At 56.6% G+C, this 21720-nt stretch carries 20 protein-coding genes; 16 read left to right on the top strand and 4 right to left on the bottom strand.

The features are described from left to right. Positions 1–239 precede the first annotated feature (239 nt). The 13 genes from BUA65_RS02875 to BUA65_RS02935 all read left to right on the top strand — a co-directional run bounded on the left by BUA65_RS02875 (position 240) and on the right by BUA65_RS02935 (position 16243). Positions 240–1301: a bifunctional phosphoglucose/phosphomannose isomerase gene (locus BUA65_RS02875; RefSeq protein ID WP_084061998.1), complete on the top strand. Its 1062-nt coding sequence runs from the start codon at positions 240–242 to the stop codon at positions 1299–1301. A gap of 186 nt (positions 1302–1487) precedes the next feature. Next, the gene (rapZ, locus tag BUA65_RS02880; protein ID WP_072867264.1) at positions 1488–2339 is read left to right on the top strand and encodes an RNase adapter RapZ; all 852 of its coding nucleotides are present in this window, start codon (positions 1488–1490) and stop codon (positions 2337–2339) included. Positions 2340–2356: 17 nt separating this feature from the next. Then, positions 2357–3688, top strand: coding sequence for a gluconeogenesis morphogenetic factor MgfK (gene mgfK, locus BUA65_RS02885; protein ID WP_072867265.1), 1332 nt, complete (start codon positions 2357–2359; stop codon positions 3686–3688). A 193-nt stretch (positions 3689–3881) separates the two neighbouring features. Then, positions 3882–4733, top strand: a complete 852-nt coding sequence (locus BUA65_RS02890; protein ID WP_072867266.1) for a polysaccharide deacetylase family protein — start codon at positions 3882–3884, stop codon at positions 4731–4733. Between the two features lie 131 nt (positions 4734–4864). Continuing rightward, positions 4865–5809 carry a DNA-binding protein WhiA gene (gene whiA, locus BUA65_RS02895; protein ID WP_072867267.1) on the top strand — a complete coding sequence of 315 codons (945 nt, stop codon included), beginning with the start codon at positions 4865–4867 and terminating at the stop codon, positions 5807–5809. A 150-nt stretch (positions 5810–5959) separates the two neighbouring features. Further along, positions 5960–7375, top strand: a complete 1416-nt coding sequence (rpoN, locus tag BUA65_RS02900) for an RNA polymerase factor sigma-54 (RefSeq protein ID WP_072867268.1) — start codon at positions 5960–5962, stop codon at positions 7373–7375. A gap of 235 nt (positions 7376–7610) precedes the next feature. Beyond that, positions 7611–8642 carry a type I glyceraldehyde-3-phosphate dehydrogenase gene (gene gap / locus BUA65_RS02905; RefSeq protein ID WP_072867269.1) on the top strand — a complete coding sequence of 344 codons (1032 nt, stop codon included), beginning with the start codon at positions 7611–7613 and terminating at the stop codon, positions 8640–8642. Positions 8643–8833: 191 nt separating this feature from the next. Then, a complete protein-coding gene (locus tag BUA65_RS02910; RefSeq protein ID WP_072867270.1) occupies positions 8834–10021 on the top strand; it encodes a phosphoglycerate kinase in 1188 nt (395 codons plus the stop codon). A gap of 13 nt (positions 10022–10034) precedes the next feature. Then, positions 10035–10796, top strand: a complete 762-nt coding sequence (gene tpiA / locus BUA65_RS02915; protein WP_072867271.1) for a triose-phosphate isomerase — start codon at positions 10035–10037, stop codon at positions 10794–10796. A 69-nt stretch (positions 10797–10865) separates the two neighbouring features. Further along, on the top strand, positions 10866–12413 hold the full coding sequence (gene gpmI / locus BUA65_RS02920) for a 2,3-bisphosphoglycerate-independent phosphoglycerate mutase (RefSeq protein ID WP_072867272.1): 1548 nt from the start codon (positions 10866–10868) through the stop codon (positions 12411–12413). Between the two features lie 63 nt (positions 12414–12476). Next, entirely contained in the window at positions 12477–13778 is a 1302-nt protein-coding gene (gene eno, locus BUA65_RS02925; protein WP_072867273.1) for a phosphopyruvate hydratase, read from the top strand. Positions 13779–13838: 60 nt separating this feature from the next. Next, positions 13839–14066: a preprotein translocase subunit SecG gene (secG, locus tag BUA65_RS02930; RefSeq protein ID WP_072867274.1), complete on the top strand. Its 228-nt coding sequence runs from the start codon at positions 13839–13841 to the stop codon at positions 14064–14066. A gap of 161 nt (positions 14067–14227) precedes the next feature. Next, positions 14228–16243, top strand: coding sequence for a sodium-translocating pyrophosphatase (locus BUA65_RS02935; RefSeq protein ID WP_072867275.1), 2016 nt, complete (start codon positions 14228–14230; stop codon positions 16241–16243). 124 nt (positions 16244–16367) lie between these two features. Here the strand turns inward: BUA65_RS02935 and BUA65_RS18970 are convergent, their stop codons facing one another. Then, the gene (locus tag BUA65_RS18970) at positions 16368–16652 is read right to left on the bottom strand and encodes a CC/Se motif family (seleno)protein (protein WP_278246251.1); all 285 of its coding nucleotides are present in this window, start codon (positions 16650–16652) and stop codon (positions 16368–16370) included. Positions 16653–16680: 28 nt separating this feature from the next. Continuing rightward, positions 16681–16965 (bottom strand): metal-sensitive transcriptional regulator, encoded by a 285-nt coding sequence (locus BUA65_RS02940; protein ID WP_072867276.1) that lies wholly within the window; start codon positions 16963–16965, stop codon positions 16681–16683. 246 nt (positions 16966–17211) lie between these two features. Between BUA65_RS02940 and BUA65_RS02945 the strand changes: the two genes are divergently transcribed. Continuing rightward, the gene (locus BUA65_RS02945; protein ID WP_072867277.1) at positions 17212–17895 is read left to right on the top strand and encodes a 4Fe-4S binding protein; all 684 of its coding nucleotides are present in this window, start codon (positions 17212–17214) and stop codon (positions 17893–17895) included. A gap of 78 nt (positions 17896–17973) precedes the next feature. Here the strand turns inward: BUA65_RS02945 and BUA65_RS02950 are convergent, their stop codons facing one another. Together BUA65_RS02950 and BUA65_RS02955 are read right to left on the bottom strand one after the other, a co-directional pair. Next, positions 17974–19356, bottom strand: coding sequence for a radical SAM/SPASM domain-containing protein (locus tag BUA65_RS02950; RefSeq protein ID WP_072867278.1), 1383 nt, complete (start codon positions 19354–19356; stop codon positions 17974–17976). Between the two features lie 228 nt (positions 19357–19584). Further along, positions 19585–20295 (bottom strand): LexA family transcriptional regulator, encoded by a 711-nt coding sequence (locus BUA65_RS02955; protein ID WP_072867279.1) that lies wholly within the window; start codon positions 20293–20295, stop codon positions 19585–19587. Between the two features lie 317 nt (positions 20296–20612). On the opposite strand from BUA65_RS02955, the gene BUA65_RS02960 reads away from it, so the two are divergent. Together BUA65_RS02960 and BUA65_RS02965 are read left to right on the top strand one after the other, a co-directional pair. Beyond that, positions 20613–21029 (top strand): PaaI family thioesterase, encoded by a 417-nt coding sequence (locus BUA65_RS02960; protein WP_242656216.1) that lies wholly within the window; start codon positions 20613–20615, stop codon positions 21027–21029. Beyond that, positions 21026–21577 carry an HD domain-containing protein gene (locus BUA65_RS02965; protein WP_072867281.1) on the top strand — a complete coding sequence of 184 codons (552 nt, stop codon included), beginning with the start codon at positions 21026–21028 and terminating at the stop codon, positions 21575–21577. The genes BUA65_RS02960 and BUA65_RS02965 overlap by 4 nt, the downstream gene beginning before the upstream one ends. Positions 21578–21720 lie beyond the last annotated feature (143 nt).

Below are 21720 nucleotides of genomic sequence, written 5' to 3' on the forward strand. Positions count from 1 at the left end.
CCAGCACTCATTGTAGCCAGAGTTCTTTGGTATGGATGATTGCTGGCTATGTGTGGTTTCAATCCCTACGCAGGTATCCAGCACTCACCGTAACCGGGTTCTCTGGTAGTAATACTGCTAACCATATGCGGCTTTAGTCCCTGCGCAGGTACCTGGAACCGGTGAGTGCTGGGTGAGTGCTGGGGAAGGGAGCAAGCGAGTGCAAACGGCAGGCGACAATGATAAAGGAGGGGTCCATTTTGCCCGTTCTGGATGACGCTCAGGCCATGTATAATGCCGATACGAAGGGAATGCTCAAGGCCCTGTGGGAGCTGCCCGAGCAGTGTGCCCGGGCCTGGGAACTGGGTATGGCCGCCGCGGTTTCTCCCCTGGATGATCTCCGCCAGGTAGTGGTCACCGGTCTCGGTGGTTCGGCCATCGGGGGTGACCTCCTGCGGGTCTACGCCGCACAACGCCTGGACGTGCCGGTGGTGGTGAACCGGGATTATGTGCTGCCCGAATTTGTGGGGCCGCATACCCTGGTTTTTGCCGTCAGCTATTCCGGCAACACCGAGGAAACCTTGAGTGCCTATGCCCAGGCCCGGGAAAAAGGTGCTTCGCTTGTGGTCTTGACCACCGGCGGCAAATTGGGCGAAATGGCCAAGAACGACGGCGTGCCGGTGATTACTGTGCCCGGCGGCATTGCCCCCCGTTCGGCCACGGGATACCTTTTCATTCCCACCCTGGCCGTGCTTTACCGGATGGGCCTGTTGCCGGACCTCAGCCATGAGGTGGCCGAGTGCGCTTCCCTGTTGCAATCCATCCGGGAGGAGCTCAAGCCGGAAGTTCCGCGGGATTCCAACCAGGCCAAGATGCTGGCGGCCAGTTTCCACAACCGCATTCCCGTAATCTGGGGTTCCAGCGGTACCACGGAAGTAGTAGCCCAGCGCTGGAAAGGGCAGATCAATGAAAATGCCAAGGCCCCGGCCTACTGGAACGTGTTTCCGGAGTTAAACCATAATGAACTGGTCGGCTTTGAGTTTCCCGGTGAACTTCTGCGCCGGCTTTACGTGGTTATTTTGCGGGATCCCCAGGATCACCCGCGGGTGCAGAAGCGTTTTGCCATTACCCGCGAAATCATGGAAAGTGCCGTGGCCGGTGTTGTCGAAATAATGGCCCGGGGCAGCGGCGCCCTGGCCCGCATGTACTCCCTGGTGTATATTGGGGACTATGCCAGCGTGTACCTGGCCATGCTCTATGGTGTGGACCCCGGCCCGGTCAGGGTGATCGACACGCTCAAAGCCCGCCTGGCGGAGGAGTGAGCGGGACCCAGCACTCACTGGAATACTAGTTCTTCCCAAAACCTGATTTGTCAATTAAACCTGAAACACCGGGAGCAGAGTCATATATAGGTGAGTGCTGGGCCGCATCCAACCGGGTTCACTGAATATTTACAACAGACGAGCCTTTTGATGCGCAGTTGAGCCGGGTAACGAGTGGTGATAATTATGCGTCTGGTAATTGTTACCGGCCTTTCGGGGGCCGGAAAGACCCAGGCCTTAAGGATTCTGGAGGATCTGGGCTTCTTTTGTGTGGACAACCTGCCCCCCAGACTTATTCCCAAATTTCTGGAGCTTTGTTCACAATCTTCCCGGGGAATTAATAAAATAGCAGTAGTGGTGGATATCCGGGGTGGGGAATTTTTCGACGCCCTTTTTGAAGTTCTGGCCGGCCTGGAGCAGGAGGGGCTGCGCTACGAGATATTGTTCCTGGAGACCTCCGATGCCACCCTGGTCCGCCGGTACAAGGAGTCCCGCCGCAGCCACCCCTTGAGCGTGGACGGGGAAGTGCTGCAGAGTATACGGCAGGAAAGGGAGCGGCTGCGGGAATTGCGGGGGTGGGCCCATAAAATAATTGACACTTCCGAAATGACTCCCCAGCAGCTCAAAGAAGAACTGGTCAGCTTATTCGGGGATAATGCCGGGGCGCCCTTGCGCATTACAGTAATTTCCTTCGGGTACAAGTACGGCATACCTCTGGACAGCGACCTGGTCTTTGATGTGCGGTTTTTGCCCAACCCTCACTACGACCCGGCGCTGCGCCCGCTGACCGGAAACGACCCGGCCGTGCGGGATTACATCCTGTGCGCCCCGGTGAGCCAGGAATTCGTGAGCCGGTTCTACCAGTTTATTGATTTTCTACTTCCTCACTACATCCAGGAAGGCAAAACCACCCTGACCATCGCCATTGGCTGCACCGGCGGCCAGCACCGCTCCGTTACCCTGGCCAACTGTTTGGGGGCCTATCTGGCGGAGCGGGGTTACCGGGTGGCCGTGCGGCACCGGGATCTTCCCCGTTAAGACAGGGGTGAAAGGTGATGCACCTGTTCAAGTGGCTTTACCCCGGTATGCATATCAAGCGGTGGCTGGCCCTGGCCTTATTGGGCCTGGTGCTTGCTGCTGCCGGCATCTGCCTTTTGGGCCGGTATCTGCCCCGGGAGCACCAGGCGGTGCTGCTGGCCTGGCTTGCAGAGCTTTTCGGGCCGGGGCGGGTTTGGATCGCGGGCGCGATTCTCCTGGTTCTGGGTCTGCCGGCCCTGGCTTACGGGAACTTCAAGGCCTTTAAATCGGTGTTGGACGTCCTGGCGCCCGGAGAGCGCACGCGCCTAGCGGAAATTATCTATACCCGCCAGCACCTGCGCCGGGGACCCCGCATAGTGGTAATTGGCGGGGGTACGGGGCTGTCCGTATTGTTGAGGGGCTTGAAAGAGTATACCAGCAATATTACGGCCATTGTTACCGTGGCTGATGACGGGGGAAGTTCCGGCCGGCTAAGGGGAGAGCTGGGTATGCTTCCCCCGGGTGATATCCGCAACTGCCTGGTAGCCCTGGCCGATAAGGAATCGTTGATGGAGGACCTGCTCCAGTACCGCTTTAAGAGCGGCGACCTGGCCGGACACAACCTGGGCAACCTGCTCCTGGCCGCGCTAAACCACATGGCCGGGGGGTTTCACGAAGCCGTGCAGGCCTTAAGCAAGGTGCTGGCCGTCAGGGGGCAGGTATTGCCCGTTACTCTGCAGAATGTGGTCCTGGGGGCGGAACTATCCGACGGCACGCTGGTATACGGGGAATCCACCATACCCGGATGCAGGAAGCCTATTAAGCGGGTCTTCCTGGTGCCCGGAGATTGCTACCCCCTGCCCGAGGCGCTGCAGGCCATTGCCGGGGCCGATGCGGTGGTGTTGGGGCCGGGCAGCCTTTACACCAGCATTCTGCCCAACCTCCTGGTGCGAGGAATTCCCGAGGCCATTGCCCGCACCAGGGCCGTGCGAGTCTACGTCTGCAACGTGATGACCCAGCCCGGGGAAACCGACGGTTACGCCGCCAGCGATCATCTCCAGGCTATTTTCACCCACGCCGGTCCCATTGTGGATTACGTGGTGGTCAACCAGGGCGGCATACCGGCCCGGTTAAAGGTACGCTACCGCCGGGAGGGATCCGTGCCGGTTGCGGTGGATGAAGAGAAGCTGCGGCAGATGGGAGTCGAGGTCATCGGGGCCGACCTGGTGCACGAAAGCAATGTAGTCCGCCATCACCCCGACAAACTGGCCCGGCTGATTTTGGAGCTGGCCCTCCTGGAGCGCAAAACGGGGGAACCCTTCAGGTTGCTCGGCCCCGTTAACGGCGGCCTCCGTTCGGGGCGCATGTGATCCGGCTAATAAGTTAACCAGCCTTCCGCGGAATGCGGAGGGTTTTTTGTCGAAACGGCAGTTGTCAGGGCTAAAGCCGGGTGTTAAGATCTTAATTAAGACCAGAGAATTTAAGACCAGTAAATCCGGTCGGATGCGCTCGACACTCATTTTTCTTAAAAGTCTTATTTTCTGAAGAAATCTGGAGGAGTAGATGAGCAAAAGGATTTTAATCGCCATCGTAACGCTGCCCCTGCTTTTTCTGCTGGTTCTGGGCGGCACCCGGTATGCCGCCGATTCCCTGGCGCAGAGCCTGGCCCCTCCCCTTCCGCCACCTGGGCGGGGAGAGAGAGGGATACCCATTCTGATGTACCACAAGGTAAACCCCGACCCCCGTGCGGGAGGCCTGGGGTTGCGGGTGCCCCCGCAAAAGTTTGCCCGGCACATGGAGTACCTGGCCGACCACGGGTTTCATACAGTTTCCCTTACCGACGTGGTGGATCACTTCCAAAAGGGCAAACCTCTCCCGATCCGGCCGGTGGTAATTACCTTTGACGACGGCTACCTGGATAATTATACTTACGCTTTTCCTATTCTAAAGAAGTATGGTTTTACCGCTACCATTTTTGTGGTAGCCCATACGGTAGGCAAGACAAATACCTTCGATGCCGGAAGACAACCTGTAAACAAAATGGCCGGCTGGCGGGAGCTTAAGGAGATGGCCGATTACGGCATAACCATCGGCGCCCATACCCTGGATCACCCCCGCTTGACCCGGATTCCCCTGGAGGAAGCCCGGCGCCAGATAAAGGAAAGCAAGGCCCTCCTGGAAGCGGGGTTGGGGCGTCCGGTGGAGGTTTTCAGCTATCCCTACGGCAGGTACAACCGGGAACTGGCCCTGGCGGTGAGAGAAAGCGGGTACCGGGCAGCCGTGACCACAGAACAGGGTCTGGCCTGCCTCGGGGATGACCCTTTTACCCTGAAACGGATAAGGGTGATGGGCAGTTACGACCTGCAGAAATTCATCACAGAGTTGGTAAAACATTATTATCCCCCTCACAGTTGAGAGGTGGGAAGTGAGAGGCAGGAAGTGGGATTAAGAAGGAATCCGGCTTTAGCCGGATTCCGACCTTAAAATCTCACCTCACGTCTCTCAAATAACTCCGGTGTGGTATAATATCAACAAGGTGAATGTAAATGTCCTTTTCTACCCTGACCAAAAATGAACTGGCCCGGGTGGTGGGGAAGGAAAAATGCTGCCGGTTGGCCGAACTGGCCGCCCTGGTCAAAATGGACGGTAGCCTGTCCATTGGAACGGGACCTGAAGCCGCCCTTACAATCGGTACCGGTAATGCAGCTGTAGCCCGCAAAATATTTTCCCTTTTCAAAGAAATCTTTGGTGTACATACCGAGGTTGTGGTAAAGCGTAAGAACCGGCTGCGCAAAAAAAACCTCTACCAGGTGCGAGTTTCCCCCCCGACCGGGATGGCCGAAATCTTGCGCCGCCTGGGTATGGTGGATGCCCGGGGTCAGTTGACCGGGGGCATCCCCAGGGAACTGGTGCGCCGGGAATGCTGCCGCCGGGCCTATTTGCGTGGGGCTTTCCTGGGGGGCGGTTCGGTGAACAACCCCGAAGGCAACTATCACCTGGAGATCATCACGGGCAACGCCGAACATGCGCGGGCGCTAGGCCGGCTGATGGGGGAATTTGGCCTGGATGCGCGGGTAAGCGCCCGCAAAAACTGGCATGTGGTATATTTAAAGGATAGCGACCAGATTGTAGCCCTGCTGAATATCATGGGAGCCCATACGGCCCTTTTAGATTTTGAAAACGTGCGCATATACAAAGACATGCGCAACCAGGTGAACCGCCTGGTAAACTGTGAAACAGCCAACCTGAACAAGGTTGTGGATGCAGCCCTACGCCAGGTGGAGAATATCCGTTTTATTGCCGCCACTATGGGGCTGGAAAAGCTTCCGCCAGCTTTACGGCAGGTGGCCGAGGCTCGCCTGCAGTATCCTGATGCAAGCCTGAGGGAACTGGGAGAAATACTCGAGCCCCGGGTGGGAAAATCGGGCGTGAACCACCGGCTGCGCAGGTTGGATGAAATTGCCAACAGGCTCCGGCATGGCAGGGAATGAAACAATTACCGTCCGAATATGCTGGTACCGGGCAAAAGGCGGCAGGAGAAAATCGCGGTTTTAGAGAATAAATATTCTTTAGAGAATTAATTAATCTTCCGGGACTTAATTAACGTTATTAATGGCGGAGCTTTGGAGGAGTGAAGGCCTATGCGCCTGGGTTACGGACTTAACGTGGAACAAACGCAAAAGTTAATCATGACTCCCGAGCTGCGTCAGGCCATAACCGTACTGCAGCTGTCTTCTCTGGAGCTTTCTCTGTATATAGAACAGCAACTGCAGGAGAATCCCCTTCTGGAGTTGCGGGAAGAGGAAGGCGACGGAAACGGGGAAGAAAGAGAATTTGAGTGGGAGCTTGAGAGGGAGGAAGAAAACAGGGAATACGATCTGGACTGGGAGGAGTATTTCCAGGATTCTAGCGATCTGGGTTTTCCCCGGGCGGAGCGGGATCCCGAGCTCCCTGCCCACAATTACGAAAGTTTCCTTTCCCAGGCGCCTACCCTGATGGAACACCTGATGTTCCAGCTGTATTTGAGCAAGTGTAGCCCCGAGGCAAGGGTTATCGGCGAATACCTGATCGGCAATATTGACGAGCACGGCTACCTCCAGACCAGTGTGGAGGAGGCCGCCAAACAGCTGGCCGTGCACCCCCAGGCTGTGGAAGAGACGCTGAAACTAATCCAGACCTTTGACCCGCCGGGGGTAGGTGCCCGTACCCTTCAGGAATGCCTGCTCATTCAGGTTAATCAGTTGGGCATTAATGATACGCTACTGGAAAGGATTATCCGCCATCACCTGGTGGATCTGGCCAGGGGCAAATTTAACCGTCTGGCTCAGCAGTTCAATGTCCATGTCCGTGACATCCAGCGAGTGGCCGATATTTTGAAAACCCTTGACCCGAAGCCCGGCCGCAATTTCTCAACCCCCCATGACGTGCGCTACGTGGTACCGGATATCGTGGTGGAAAAAGTGGGAGACGACTATGTCATCCTTATCAACGATGTATCCGTGCCCCGCCTGACCATCAACCATACCTACCGCTCCGTGCTCAGCCAGCAGGAAAACTATGATTCCCGCACTCGCCGGTTTGTGGAAAGCAAGCTCAATGCGGCGGCCTGGTTGATCCGCAGCATAGAACAGCGGCGTTTGACCCTTTACAAGGTGGCTAGCTGCCTGGTGCAGCTGCAGCGGGATTTTTTGGACCACGGGGTGAAATATTTAAAACCTCTTAATTTAAAACAGGTGGCTGAAATGGTCGGCCTGCACGAGTCTACCGTAAGCAGGGCCACTTCCAACAAGTATATCCAGACCCCCCAGGGAGTATTTGAAATGAAATATTTCTTCCCTACCGGGATTAACAGCGACGGTGGGAACCTGACCTCCGCTGAAAGTATTAAGAAGATGCTCCAGGAAATCGTGGCGGCGGAGGATCCCAAAGAGCCCTTAAATGACCAGAAGATTGCAGAAATTTTATGTAAACAGGGAATTCACATCTCCCGGCGCACCGTAGCTAAATACCGGGGCGAACTGGGCATCCCCCCCGTGCAGCAGAGGAAGCGCTACTAAGTCCTTTGCAGATTATCCTGCGGTATATTCCCTTTGCGATGGCCCGCGCACATCTGGAAAACTACCATACACGCACAGCTTTAAATCCGGGTACTGTTTTTAAACGGTACCCAATTTTTTATGCCAATCAGCCAGAAAAAGGAGGAACTATTTAACTGGATAGCGAATAAGAATATCATAATTCAAATAAATTTTACTAAATGAGGTATACTATTGAAAGGAGCGAGAGGGAATAATGACGGTAAAAATAGGGATTAATGGTTTCGGCCGGATTGGGAGGAATGTCCTGCGGGCATCTCTCCGGTATCCTGAGATCCAGGTGGTAGCCGTAAACCACAAGTCCCGGCGGCTTCCGGTGAATGGAAACTACGTCCGCACCCTTGCCCACGCTCTGAAATACGACTCGGTGCACGGCCGGCTGGACGCCGACGTGCAGGCCGGTGAGCGCTCCCTGGTGGTAAACGACCGGGAGATCGCTGTCTTTGCCGAAGCGGACCCCGCCAGCATCCCCTGGGGCAAACTGGGGGTGGATGTGGTGGTGGAGTCCACCGGCAGGTTCAAAACAGCGGAAGATGCCTCCGTACACCTTACCAGCGGGGCCAAAAAGGTGGTGATCAGCGCCCCGGCCAAGGGCGACGTCCTCACAGTGGTCATGGGCGTTAACGAGGAGCTTTATAATCCTGCCGTGCATCATGTGATTTCCAACGCCTCCTGCACCACCAACTGCCTGGCGCCGGTGGCCAAAGTGCTGGATGAGCATTTCGGCATTGTCAAAGGTCTTATGACCACCGTCCATGCCTATACCAACGACCAGCAGATCCTGGATATGCCCCACCGGGACCTGCGCCGGGGCCGGGCCGCCGGTATGAGCATTATTCCCACTACCACCGGTGCAGCCAGGGCGGTGGAACTTGTGCTCCCGCAACTGAAAGGCAAGTTGAACGGTATGGCCATGCGGGTGCCCACGCCCAATGTCAGCGTGGTGGATTTTGTGGCCCAGTTGAGCCGTCCCGTTACGGTGGAGGAAGTAAACGGAGCTTTAAAGGATGCTTCCGAGGGCGGGCTTAAGGGGATCCTGGCCTACAGCGACCTGCCTTTGGTGTCGGTGGATTACTGCGGGGATCCCCACTCGGCCATTGTGGACGGCCCCTCGACCATGGTCATAGCCGAGGACATGGTTAAGGTGGTGGCCTGGTACGACAATGAGTGGGGTTATTCAAACCGCATCCTGGACTTAATTTTATACATGGCACGGAGAGGATTTTAGTAAAACATGTCAAAGAATATACATAGGCAGACATTTCCGGCGGGCCCCTGACGCGGCGCCCGCCGGAACAGGTAATGGGCAATACTAAATAAAAAGGGCGGCGCCCTTCCCCGGCCCTTTCGCCGGGAGGGAAGATTACCGCCCGAATATTATGCCGCGAATTTATTTCATTTCGGTAGGGAGGTATATGCGTGATTAAAACTATCCGGGACTTGGAAGTGACCGGTAAACGGGTCCTGGTACGGGTGGACTTTAACGTACCCCTGGACCAGGAAGGTAATGTTGCCGATGATACCCGGATCCGGGCGGCACTGCCGACCATACAGTACCTGATTGACAGGCAGGCCAGGGTAATCCTGGCCTCCCATTTGGGGCGTCCCAAGGGCAAAGTGGACGACCGCTACCGCCTGGATCCGGTGGCCCGGCGCCTTTCGGAGTTGCTGGGCAAGCCGGTGGTCAAGGTGGACGACTGTGTAGGGGATGAACCCAGGCAGGCCATCGACGGAATGCAGCCCGGCGATGTGGTGCTGCTGGAAAATGTGCGTTTTTACCCCGGGGAGGAAAAAAACGATGAAAAGTTTGCCCGGCAGCTGGCCGAACTGGCCGACGTTTATGTAAACGACGCTTTCGGCACCGCCCACAGAGCCCACGCCTCCACCGAGGGGGTAGCCCACTTTTTGCCCGCCGCGGCCGGGTTCTTGATGGAAAAGGAAATTACCGTGCTGAGCCAGGCCCTGTCCAACCCCACCCGTCCCTTTGTGGCCATCCTGGGTGGGGCCAAGGTTTCCGATAAGATTGGCGTGATTGAAAACCTCCTGGGCAAGGTGGATGCCCTGCTCATCGGCGGGGGCATGGCCAATACCTTCCTGGCCGCCAGGGGTTTTGCGCTGGGCAAGTCGCTGCTGGAAGCGGACCGGGTGGCCCTGGCCCGGGACTTAATGGCCCGGGCGGAAAAGGCGGGCGTTAAGCTGCTGCTGCCCGTGGACCTGGTGGTTGCCGAGGCGGCCCGCCCGGAAGCAGAACCCAGGGTGGTACCGGTGGATTCTGTGCCGGAAGAGTGGATGGCCCTGGACATCGGCCCGAAAACGGTAGAAACCTTTGCCGCCGAGGTGCACGATGCCGGTACCGTCATCTGGAACGGCCCCATGGGTGTTTTTGAGATGGCCCCCTTTGCTGCGGGCACCTTTGGCCTGGCGAAGGCGCTGGCCGACAGCAAGGCTACCACCATCGTGGGCGGGGGAGATACGGCGGCGGCGGTGGAAAAGGCCGGGGTGGCCGGCAGGATGTCCCATATCTCCACCGGCGGCGGCGCCTCTCTGGAGTTTCTGGAAGGGAAGGTTCTGCCCGGCGTGGCCGTGTTAATGGACACAGGGAAGTGAGGGAGAGATAAACATGCGTATACCCCTTTTGGCGGGTAACTGGAAAATGTATAAGACCGTCACCGAAGCGGTAGAATTTGTGCGGGGGCTAAAAGAGGCCCTGGCCGGCGTCCAGGGGGTGGAGGTGGCCGTCTGCCCCCCCTTTACCGCCCTGCACGCCGTGACCCGGGAACTGGAGGGCAGCAACATCGTCCTGGGCGCCCAGAATATGCACCACGCCGAAGAAGGAGCCTATACGGGGGAAATTTCCCCGGTCATGTTGAAGGAGATCGGCTGTCGCTACGTGATCCTGGGTCACTCGGAACGGCGGCAATATTTCGGCGAAAGTGACGAGGATGTCAATGCAAAGGTAAAAGCGGCCCTTAAACACGGGCTCGTTCCCATTGTTTGCGTGGGCGAACGCCTGGAGGAGAGGGAAGCGGGACATACGGAAAGGGTTGTCGGTGCGCAGGTGCGCCGTTCACTGGCCGGCCTTTCCAGCGCTGAGCTGGCCGGCCTGGTGGTGGCCTACGAGCCGGTGTGGGCCATCGGCACCGGACGCACGGCCTCACCGGAAGACGCCCAGCAGGTAAACGCCTTTATCCGTTGCCTGCTGGCCGAGATGGGAGGGCAGGAGGCGGCCCGGCAGGTACGCATCCAGTACGGCGGCAGCGTCAAGCCGGAAAATGCCGCCGAACTGCTGGGGCAGCCCGATATAGACGGCGCCCTGGTGGGCGGCGCCAGCTTGAAGGTGGACAGCTTTGCCGCCATTGTCCGGGCGGCGCTGCGGGAATAGACCGCCAAACGGCGCTTTTATTGCAAAACAGGCCAAGCCAATCTATTTTCAACATCCTGGAGGTTTCTGATGGAAATAAAGCATGTCCCCATGGTCCTGGTTATCCTGGACGGCTGGGGCCTGAGGGATGAACAAACAGGAAATGCCATAGCCCAGGCCAAAACACCCAATATGGATCGCTTTTGGGCCAGCTATCCCCACACCACCCTGGGAACATCGGGAGAGGATGTGGGCCTGCCCGACGGTCAGATGGGCAATTCGGAGGTGGGGCACCTCAATATCGGGGCTGGGCGCATTGTCTACCAGGAGCTGACCCGCATTTCCCGGGCCATCAGGGACGGCAGCTTTTTTACCAATGAAGCTCTGGTGGCGGCCGTGGAACATGTCCGGGCCGGCAACGGGGCGCTGCATTTGATGGGTCTTTTGTCCGACGGCGGCGTGCACAGCCATATTACCCACCTCTTTGCCCTGCTGGAACTGGCCAGGAGGCATAATTTGCCGCGGGTGTACGTACACTGTTTCCTGGACGGCCGGGACGTTCCCCCCGACAATGCCGGGGAATACATCCGTCAGCTGGAAGAAAAGTGCCGGGAACTGGGTACGGGCAGGATTGCCACGGTCATGGGGCGCTATTACGCCATGGACCGGGACCGCCGCTGGGACCGTACCAGAAGGGCATATGAGGCCATGGTCCTGGGGGAAGGGTTAAAGGCGCCTTCCGCCATGCAGGCCCTGGAAGAAGCATACCGGCGCGGGGAGACTGACGAGTTTGTACAGCCTACGGTAATTACCGGGGGAGATGCTCCCGTGGCGGTGGTGAAAGACGGCGATGCGGTGATCTTTTACAATTTCCGCCCCGACCGGGCCAGGCAGATCACCCGGGCCTTTGTGGACGAGGATTTTGCCGGCTTTGAGCGCCCGGCAAACCGCCCGCGCGTGCATTTTACCTGCATGACCCTTTACGATAAAACCATAAATGCTCCGGTAGCCTTCAAACCACACCATCCCACCAACACCCTGGGGGAAGTGATCAGCCGCTTGGGGCTAAAACAGCTGCGCCTGGCCGAAACGGAAAAATACGCCCACGTCACCTTTTTCTTAAACGGGGGAGTGGAAACGCCTTATCCCGGTGAAGACCGCCTTTTAATTCCCTCCCCCAAGGTGGCCACTTACGATCAGAAACCGGAAATGAGCGCCCCGGAGGTTACGAACGCCTTCCTGGAACAGCTGGCTGCGGATAAATACCAGGTAATCATCATGAATTATGCCAATGCGGACATGGTGGGTCATACCGGTGACATGGCTGCGGCGGTCAAGGCCATTGAAACCGTAGACCGGTGCCTGGGCAGGGTGGTGGGGGCCGTGCTGGAAAAGCGTGGTACGGTCATTATTACTGCCGATCACGGTAATGCCGATGAAATGCTGGATCCAAACGGACACCCCCATACCGCCCATACCAACAACCGGGCTCCCTTTATACTGATCGGGAAGGATCTCGGGCAAGTGAAACTTCGTCCGGGGGGCATTCTGGCGGATATAGCCCCGACCATGCTGGACCTGATGGGGATTTCCAGGCCGCCGGAAATGACCGGTGAGTCGTTAATTATGGAGTGTTAGAAATTTAGTGTGCCTGTTATTCGGCGCATACTTGCCATAATACATACGAGGAGGAAGACTTTCATGAGCACAACCATTGTTGACGTATACGCCAGGGAGATTCTCGATTCCCGGGGCAACCCCACCGTGGAAGTGGACGTGTTGCTGGAAGACGGCACCCTGGGACGGGCGGCCGTTCCTTCCGGGGCGTCTACCGGCGCCCACGAAGCGGTGGAACTGAGGGATGGCGATCCGTCCCGTTACCTGGGCAAGGGCGTGCAAAAGGCCGTAAATAACGTAATTGAAAAAATCGCCCCCGAGATCATCGGCTTTGACGCCACGGATCAGGTGGGTCTGGACATGGCCCTCATCGAGCTGGACGGCACGCCCAACAAGATCAACCTGGGCGCCAACGCGGTACTGGGTGTTTCCCTGGCTGCAGCGAAGGCAGCGGCCCAGGCGGTGGGCCTACCCCTCTATCAATATCTTGGCGGAGTCAATGCCCGGCGGTTGCCCGTGCCAATGATGAACATTTTGAACGGCGGCAAGCACGCCGACAACAACGTGGACATCCAGGAATTCATGATCATGCCCGTGGGGGCACCCAGCTTTGCCGAAGCCCTGCGGATGGGGGCCGAGGTATTCCACAACCTGAAAAAGGTGCTCAAGAAAAAGGGGCTGAATACCTCCGTAGGCGACGAGGGCGGTTTTGCGCCCAACCTCAGTTCCAATGAGGAGGCCTGCGCGGTAATTATGGAGGCTATTGAAGCCGCCGGCTACCGGCCGGGGGAAGATGTGGCCCTGGCCATCGATCCCGCTGCCACAGAGTTTTTCAAGGAAGGTCGTTACATGCTGGAAGGGAAGCCTTTAACTGCGGAGGAGTTGATTGACTTTTACGCTTCTCTGGCAGAGCGCTATCCCATCCTTTCCATTGAAGACGGCCTGGCCGAGGACGACTGGGAGAACTGGCCGAAGCTCACCGCCCGCCTGGGTGGCAGGGTGCAGATAGTGGGGGACGACCTTTACGTTACCAATACGGAAAGGCTTCAAAAGGGGATCGAACTGGGGGCCAGCAATTCCATCCTGATTAAGGTGAACCAGATCGGCACCCTCACCGAGACCCTGGAAGCCATAGATATGGCCCGTCGGGCCGGGTTCACCGCGGTGGTCAGCCACCGCTCCGGGGAGACGGAAGACACCTTCATTGCCGACCTGGTGGTGGCTACCGGGACCGGCATGATTAAGACCGGGGCGCCTTCCCGCACCGACCGGGTGGCCAAGTACAACCAGTTGCTGCGCATCGAGGAAGAACTGGGAGATACCGCTATTTATTCGGGCCGGAACGCTCTGAGAACCCCACGTCTCCAATTTATCCCGCATGTATAATTGTCAATTATTATTGTTGTATGCTATAATAACAACGAATGGAAGGGGAGGTGCCTGCGAGTGCTAAAGGGCGTTTTAATAGCCTTTCACGTTCTCTTAAGCATTGCTCTCATTGCCACAGTTCTTTTGCAGTCAGGAAGAAGTGCCGGGCTCTCCGGGGCCATAGCCGGGGGAGCGGAGGTTTTGTTCGGTAAAAAGAAAGGGTTGGACGAATTTTTCAGCAAACTGACTACGGTAGTGGCGGTGTTATTTGCTATTACATCACTGGTTTTGGGCTTATGGATATAAGCCCATTGTCTTATTCTTTGCAGGCTGCCAGCCACCAGCCAGAAGATTTATAAAAGAAAGGTGTGCGGCGCCTGTTACCGGGAAGGGGAGGTGATCGGGAGGGGGAGGTTAGGTATTTTATGACAGGCTGTTTAAAAAATTAACCATGGGGGGGAATATTCTTGGTACAGTCGTGGGTGACCTATTCCGGGATAGTGGCTGCCATTGTGGGTATCCTGTTTGCAGGTTATCTGGCCTCATGGGTACTTAGTCGTCCAGCTGGTTCCCAGCGCATGCAGGAAATTTCGGCGGCCATTCAGGAAGGGGCTATGGCCTATCTCAACCGTCAGTATAAGACCATAGCCGTGGTTGGTGTGATAGTAGCCCTGATTATCCTGTTCGGCCTTAACTACTGGACAGCTGTTGGCTTTGTCATCGGGGCCGTTTTCTCCGGTTTGTGCGGGTACATCGGCATGTATGTGACCACCCGGGGTAATACCCGTGTGGCGGAAGCGGCCAAGTCCGGCATCGGCTATGCCCTCCAGGTGGCTTTCCGGGGCGGCGCCGTGACGGGTATGATGTGCGTGAGCCTGGCCCTTTTAGGCGTATCGGCTATGTACGTCATTTTTAAGGACCCGGTGGCGCTGGTGGGCCTGGGCTTTGGCGGCTCGCTGATCAGCGTGTTTGCCCGTCTGGGCGGCGGCATTTACACCAAGAGTGCCGACGTCGGCGCCGACCTGGTGGGTAAGGTGGAAGCCGGCATTCCCGAAGACGACCCCCGGAACCCGGCGGTTATTGCCGACAACGTGGGTGACAACGTCGGTGACTGTGCCGGTATGGCTGCCGACCTCTTCGAGACCTATGCCGTGACTGCTGTCGGTGCCATGCTCCTCGGTTTCCTGATCTTCAAAGATCAACCCCAGTACGTGGTCTATCCCATGGTTCTGGGAGCAGTCGCAATCATTGCCTCCATTATCGGTACCTTCTTTGTCCGCATGAGCGGCGGTACCAACATCATGGGCGCCCTGTACAAGGGGTTGTGGGCTTCCGCTGTTCTGGCACTGATTGGTTTTTGGTTTGTAACCAGTAGCGTTCTGGGTTCCACTGCCTTCTTCTGGCCCGCTCTCATCGGCGTGGTCGTCACCGTAGCCATCGTGTACATTACCGACTACTATACATCCAAGAGTTTCCGCCCGGTGAAATCTATTGCTGAAGCTTCCCAGTCCGGTCACGCCACCAACATCATTACCGGTATTTCTGTGGCTATGGAGGCCGGCGTTTTGCCTGCCATTGTAATCATAGCCGGTATTCTGATTTCATACCTGATCGGCGGCGGCGGGGCGGAAGGGCTCTATGCCATCGGTATTGCTTCCATGGCCATGCTCTCCATGACCGGTATCATCGTGGCCATTGACTCCTACGGACCCATTACCGATAATGCCGGCGGTATTGCCGAAATGGCCGAGTTGCCGGAAGAAGTGCGCAACATCACAGATCCGCTGGATGCTGTGGGCAACACTACCAAAGCGGTGACCAAGGGTTACGCTATCGGTTCTGCCGGTCTGGCGGCCATCGTGCTCTTTGCCGACTACACCCACCACCTGGCGGACTTCGTTCCCAGTGAGAAGCTCACCTTTTCCATCCACAACCCGTGGGTGCTGGCCGGCCTGTTCATCGGTGCTGCCCTGCCCTACCTGTTCTCCTCCCTGGCCATTGGTGCCGTGGGCCGGGCGGCCTACGAGGTGGTCAACGAGGTGCGGCGGCAGTTCCGGGAAATTAAGGGCATTATGGAAGGTAAGGCCAAGCCGGAATATGGCCGTTGCGTGGATATCGTCACCCGCCGTGCCCTGAAGGAAATGATCCTGCCCGGACTGATCCCCGTTCTCTCCCCAGTGATCGTGGGCCTGCTCCTGGGACGGGACGCCCTGGGCGGCATGCTGATGGGCACCATCATCAGCGGTCTCTTCCTGGCCATCTTCCAGACCTCCGGTGGCGGTGCCTGGGACAACGCCAAGAAGTACATTGAAGAAGGCATGTACGGCGGCAAGGGTACTCCCACCCACGCTGCGGCGGTAACCGGCGACACCGTCGGAGACCCGCTGAAGGATACGGCGGGACCGGCCATCAACCCCATGATCAAGATCGTGAATATCGTGGCCCTGCTGATCATCCCGTTGATTGCTAATATCGCCCGCTAGGATCAAAACTGGCATTAAAAATGCCCCTGCCGTATGCGGCAGGGGTACTTTTATATGCGCGACCTGAGTTAACCCACTTTCCAGCTACCCTTACCCCCGGCTTCCGTTTGCGGTGATTATCGCCTCAACCGAGCAACCCCTGAATGGAAAGGCGGCGCCACACGCCTTTGCCAGTGATGTCGATACTAACCCCATCCGGCGCCACCCTGGCATTTTTGGGGAGAAATACCTTGAGGCCGTTGGTCTCGGTTTGGTGGAACCTTTCTACATCGGCAGGTGTGCCTGCGTACACGGCAGGCTCATAGGTCGCACCTCCTCACCCGCCGCAGAGTTCCATGACCAGGGTGATGGTATCGGTTTGTTGTAGTATATAGTCCCTGGCCTCGTCGGATACATGTACCTGAACCACAAAAACCACCCTCCTTTCGAGCGTTTTGTTAAGTGAACTTGCGAAAGACCTGCATAAATTCAGCCATAATGTCTTTAAGCTCCTTGCCTCCCGCCAGTCCCTCCATGACCTCATCAGCCAGGTGGCAGGCCAGGGTGGTCATGGCCACCTGGCTGATGGCTGCCTTAATGGCCGCCAGCTGGATGACCACCTCGCCGCAACTGCGCTGTTCCTGGATCATCCTGGACACTCCCCTTACCTGTCCCTCGATGCGCTTTAACCGGGCCAGCAATTCTTCCTGAACTTCCTGGCGGTAAACCGGGTCTCTGTTCATGAAGTCCGCTCCTTTCCCGGAATGTCAAATCATAATTCATAGCCCCATACCCGGTATGGTATATAAAAGTTTACTATTAATTCTGCAGTTTGTCAAGGGCAAACCCTCAACAAAAGTGTGTTGACAATCGGAAAGGACACGAGTAATATTATATATGCGAGATACCCCTACAGGTACCCGTAGATGGCCTAATAGTTTTTTCAGTAAGCGGCAACCTTCAGATAGTCCAGAAAAGGAGGAATCACCATGCTCAAGGAAAAACGGAAACAGCGCAAAATAAGGCAAAGCTTAACCTGGGCGGGCCTGCCCCTGGTGGCCGTCTTGGGTTGGTTATACCCCTGGCTGGGCTTTTTGCTGCTCGGGTGCATGGTTGGGGCCGTGGGTGTGGCTATCTTCCGGGGGAGGGCCTGGTGCGACTGGATGTGCCCCCGGGGAGCCTTTTTCGATCTCTTTGTGCGGCCCCTGTCCCAGAAGAAAACCATCCCTGCCTTTTTCCGCAGTCGAGCGGTGCGGGTATTCATGCTGGGCTTAATTTTCACCATGATCGGCATCCAGTGGTACCTGGCCTGGGGAGATGGCGCGGCCATGGGACTGGCGCTGGTGCGTATACTTACTGTTACCACCGTGGTCGGAATTATCCTGGGGTTACTTATTCACCCCCGGATCTGGTGTCACATCTGCCCCATGGGCACCTTGAGCCACTGGCTCTCCCGGGGCAAGGAACCCCTCTCCATCGGCAAGACCTGTACCGTATGCCGGGCCTGCGCCCGGGCCTGCCCCATGCAATTGAAACCCTATGAGTACCGGCTGGACGGAACAATGGGGGATAACGACTGTATCAAATGCGGCACCTGTGTGGCCGCCTGCCCACGCCGTGCCCTGTCCTTCCGCTCCGGTCACGGGGAGAAGGAAGCCGGCCTGGTGGCCTGAACCCATCCGGTTCTGCTGAAGGTCGGTGTTAAAAATGGCCGGCGACAGCCGGCCATTTGCCTTGAAAATGGAGTTGCTTCAGAACCCCTGTACCTTTTTGAACAGTTGGCGCTCCGCCCAGAGCTGGTCGGCCACCCGGCCCCACTCCCGGGAACGTTCATCCAGGTGGGCGGCAATAATTCCTTCCAGGACGCTATCTGCCCCTTCGTGAGTGGGATGGGCTCCCGATTCCTTTACAATGTCCCTTAAGGCCTGTGGCACGTCGATGATCGGGCAGGGCCGCAGCAGGTTGTCGTGGAAGGGTTGGCGCTTCTGGTAGGCGGCGAACAGGGGCGAGTGCAGCACCTCGAGCAAGCTCTTTTCATTGATGTTGTCCACGGCAAAGTGGACGAAGGCGCAGGGTTCCACTTCCCCGGCGGCATTGATGTGGAAGTAGCGCCGCCCGCCGGCAATACACCCTTCCACCAGTTCGCCGTCGTTCCAGAAGTCGGCAATCTGGATGGGTTTATGGGTGCGGATGTAGGGGATGCGTTCAGCCAGGTAGGCCCTCTGCTCCGGGGTGATCATCAGGTTCACGTTGGGGTTGCGGCCGATGGGAATGTAATGGAATGTCCAGCCATAAATAACCCCTTTATCAATAAGGAAATCGATAAACTCGTCGCTGGTTACTTCCATGACGTTTTCCCTGGTGATGGTGATGGAAACGCCAAAGGCCGCACCTCGTTCCCGCAGCAGATCCATGGCCCGTATTACCTTGTCAAAGGTTCCCGGACCCCGCCGGGCGTCGGTGCGTTCCCGCCACCCTTCCAGGCTGATTGCCGGGGAGAAGTTTCCTACCTCGATAATTCTATCGGCCATTTTTTCATTGATCAGCGTACCGTTGGTGTAGGCCATGAAGGCCATATCGTGATGTTTGGCCATCAGGTCGAACAGGTGCGGATAGACCAGGGGCTCCCCGCCGGAAAAGACGATCCAGTAGATGCCCAGCTCTTTGGCCTCGCTGAAAAGGCGGTCCAGCCTCTCCGGGCTCAAGGAGTTCTTGGGGGAATATTTGCCCGCCCAGCAGCCCTCACAGGCAAGGTTGCAGGCGGTGGTGGGATCGACCAGGATGAAGTTGGGAACATTCACCCCCAGTTTTGCGGACATGCTCCTCTGGCGGGGAATACCGAAAATCATGGCGTTCATGAACCAGTTATACGCCAGGCGGTTACGCACGTTGGGATGGAGATTTCTGGCCAGCCTGTTGACGTACTCCCGGATGGCTGCGTTTTCCCGGTAGGCGGCGGCTACCGTTTCAACCTGACGTTTGTGCCGTTCTTGAATGGCCAGTAACTTCACCAGATTTAAGAGTCGTGGAAAATTGGTTTCCGGTTTTTTGCTCACGTAGGCCAGAACGTTTTGAGAAAGGTGCGCGGCAAGGAAATTTTTAGCCCGTCCCAGTTTGGAAGTTCCGGAATGCATAAACAGCAACCTCCTGTAAGTTTTTTAAATGACCGTTTGCAATGCATTTACTGGTTGAGGGAGAATACCGCAAAATTGCCCGGCGGTGGTCGTCTTTTGTCGCGAAAGACAGCAGCCAAAGGGAATATCTTGAGGTCCATATCAATACGCATAGGATTTCCCCCTTTCGTCAAAAAATTCCCCAATAAACCTAATAGACACAAAAGACCCAAAAATATTTTAAAAAATTTACCGTGAGCGTTGCAGGGCTTCCGTTAAAAAGCTGGCCAGGAGCCTGCGCTCCTGATTATCGCATTTGGAAATATGATCTTCAAAGCGACGGATACAGGCAAGGATTTTGTTGTTAACAGCATCTTTCATGTTCTTGAGCATGGTTCCTATTACCGAACCTGCAAACAGACTCAAGACCAGCTCGGGTTTTGGGGCCAGTTCGAGGATGTGCTTCAGTGCCGCTATGCCCCGGGAGTTCATTTCGTGTATATGGGTGACTAAAAGGGCAATAGTGTAGGCACTGAAAACTACCGGCAACTCTATCCGGGACATTTCCTCCAGAAGCTCTTCCCTGATCTTCTGGGGGTTTAAATTTTTCAGGTTGTCAAAAATCGACAACAGCCTTTCCCGGGCTAAAGACCAGTCTTCAATCTTTTTAGCTTTTAGATCCTTCGCGATATTTTCGTTACTGGGGGACAAAACCTGCAGTGCCTTTTCCGTGGGCCGGAAAACCACCATGGAACGGCCGGGAGCTTTTTCGCCGCGGCTGAGGGTATACTCCCTGCGCAGAAAGTCTCCTTTTTCCAGCTCCTTGAGGATGTCGTAGGCCGTCCACTTGCTTACGCCCAGTGCCTGGGCAACGGTGGCATAGTGGACGGGAAGACCGGTATGGTGGAAGAGGTTGATAATTTTATAGAGGAATTCTTTACGCCGTTGGGTAAGATTCATGGGTTATCACTCCCGGCAAGAAATAAATCAGCCCTGCTCCCCAAAACTAAACTCTTATACTTTATTTTCGTCCGTGTCGTCCCGGACTTCGATACCTGGCCAGGCGCCACCCAAAAAACCAAAATTTAATTATTATTATACTTTCCCTTTCTGGGCTGTCAAGGTTACCTCGAAACGTCACCCCATTCTTATTCAGCTCCGGCCCGGTGCTACTTGCGATATGAGAAATTTTTGGTAAAATATCTGTATACCGTGTTCAAAAAGGGACTTTTCTCCATAGGTGTGGCGAATATCCAAAAGTAAGGTGAATGAAGATTATGTACGGTCTCAGCCGGAGTGACGGCATGTGTTTTGCCTGCAGCCCCAAAAATCCCATCGGCCTGCACCTGGAGTTTTCCCTGGAAGGGGATATTTGCCGGGCTACCTTTACAGCCGGGGAAGAACACCAGGGGTGGGATGGTTTGCTGCACGGCGGTTTGATTGCTACGCTGCTGGACGAGGCCATGGCCCAGTGGCTCTGGCACCGCGGTATTGCGGCCATGACGGCGGAAATGCTCACCCGTTTCAGCCACCCGGTGCCCGTAGGCGTGCCGGTAACCGTAGAGGCATGGAAGGTGGGCGGTAAAGGACGGCTGTGGGAGCTTTCCGCACACCTGATCCTTCCCGGCGGCAGGGTGGCGGCCCGGGCTACGGCCAAGTTTTTAACTATGAAAGAAGGGAGTTTTCCGGCGTGACACGAGACGAAGCCTATAGTCTTCTCACTAGGCATTTAAAAACACGTAACCTGGTAAAGCATTCCCTGGCCGTGGAAGCGGTCATGCGAGGCCTGGCCAGGCATTTCGGCCAGGACGAGGGTATCTGGGGCCTGGCCGGGCTGCTCCACGACATCGACTACGACTGGACGAAGGACGAGCCTGCCCGGCACAGTATGGAAGGGGCGGACCTGCTGGCTCGCGAGGGTTTGCCGGAGGAAATAGTCTACGCCGTCCGGGCACATAATGACGCCCACGGCCTGCCCCGGCGGAGCCTGCTGGACAAAGCCCTTTACGCCAGCGACCCCCTCACCGGGCTGATTGTGGCCGGAGCTCTAATTAAGCCGGAAAAGAAGCTCTCGGCCATAGACGTTCCCTTCCTCCTCAACCGCTTCCACGAAAAATCCTTTGCCCGGGGGGCCAACCGGGAACAGATTAAAAGCTGCTCCGAAATGGGTCTTTCCCTGGAGGAGTTCATGGAAATCGGCCTTGAGTCCATGCAGGGTATTGCCGGGGAGATGGGGCTGTAAGCATTTTGAAAGGTTCCTGAACTGGCTTCTTAAAGAAGTTGCCCCTTGGAACTTACCAGCGATGGCACGGTATATTAACGCAGTGGCTAAAGCTGATGAACTTTCTTCATTGTTGGGTCGGAAGGGATGGGTTCCCGGGAATA

The organism is Desulfofundulus thermosubterraneus DSM 16057 (assembly GCF_900142025.1).
Lineage (GTDB): Bacteria > Bacillota > Desulfotomaculia > Desulfotomaculales > Desulfovirgulaceae > Desulfofundulus > Desulfofundulus thermosubterraneus.